Genomic DNA, 260 nt, shown 5'->3' with positions numbered 1-260 from the left:
CGCAGTTTGAACGGCGATACGCCGTTTGAGGTCTTGCAGGCTTATTTTTCTCAACCTGTGGTGTAAACAACGCAACGTTTTCCTACACCTGATAAAACTCTCAGGCCGTCTGAAAACACAGCTGTGCGGTTTGAGTTGTCTGCTTGATATATCAGTTTCATAAAAAGCAAGATATTAAGCAAAGGGGCTGACGTAGATTAGCCCTAAATTCCACACCAATCCCGCAGGATTTTAAGCTGTTGAGACGGTGTGCCGAAGTT

Annotated in this window: 1 pseudogene; it reads left to right on the top strand. The window is 45.0% G+C overall.

The features are described 5' to 3' along the window. Positions 1 to 66, top strand: a pseudogene (locus ACTHSQ_RS11325) (integrase core domain-containing protein); the annotation flags it as partial. Positions 67 to 260 lie beyond the last annotated feature (194 nt).

Source organism: Neisseria sp. P0009.S008, assembly GCF_051958615.1.
In the GTDB taxonomy this organism is placed as follows: Bacteria; Pseudomonadota; Gammaproteobacteria; order Burkholderiales; family Neisseriaceae; genus Neisseria; species Neisseria subflava.
This window is presented reverse-complemented; position numbering and strand designations above follow the sequence as displayed.